The 709-nt window shown below is 64.2% G+C and carries 1 protein-coding gene; it reads left to right on the top strand.

Annotation, left to right across the window (positions count from 1 at the left end):
• Window positions 1–128: 128 nt before the first annotated feature.
• Window positions 129–709, top strand: a 581-nt coding sequence (locus E1292_RS50585) for a DUF4158 domain-containing protein (protein ID WP_165975199.1), incomplete at its 3' end; no start/stop codon positions are given.

Genomic DNA, 709 nt, shown 5'->3' with positions numbered 1-709 from the left:
GTAGCCATATGACTACGAATCATCGTTCTTCTGACCTTCGGGGCACATCGGAAGAAGGGTTGCCGAGATGCGGCGCGAGTGGGAACTGGAAGACCTCCTCGACTGCTGGAACTCTGGATGAGCAGGAGTTGGCGCTGCTGGCCAACAAGTCGGGGGCAACGAGGCTGGGCTTCGGCTTGATGTTGAAGTACTTCGAGCTGGAGGCGCGCTTCCCGCGCAGGGAAGACATTCCGCGGGCGGCGGTGGAGTTCATGGCCGGCCAGGTCAAGGTGGATGCTGCGCTGTTCGCCTTCTACGACTTCACCTCTCGTACGGCGGTGAATCATCGCACGCAGATCCGCGAGTATCACAAGTTCGAGGAGCCGACGGTCGGCGATGAGGACAAGCTCGTCGTGTGGCTGGCCTCCGATATCTGTCCGACGGAGATCTCCCGCGACCGGTTACGGACCGCGCTGCTGACGCGGTGCAGGGAGGTGAGGATCGAGCCGCCGACGCCGGGCCGGATCGAGCGGCTGCTGGGCGCCGCGGAGTCGATGTTCGAGCGGCAGTTCACCGAGACAACCCTGGACCGGTTGAGTCCCGAGTCGATCGAGAAGCTGGAGGAGCTGATCGTCCCCGACGACCCGGGTGCCGATGACGAGGACGAGGCAGACACGGGCGAGGCCAGCTCTTCGGCAGAGCGCGCCGCCGAGGAGGATACCGATTCCGG

The sequence above is a fragment of the Nonomuraea deserti genome (assembly GCF_004348685.1).
Taxonomy (GTDB): Bacteria; Actinomycetota; Actinomycetes; order Streptosporangiales; family Streptosporangiaceae; genus Nonomuraea; species Nonomuraea deserti.
The sequence above is the reverse complement of the archived record's forward strand: the minus strand, read 5'-3'. Positions and strand labels throughout refer to the sequence as shown.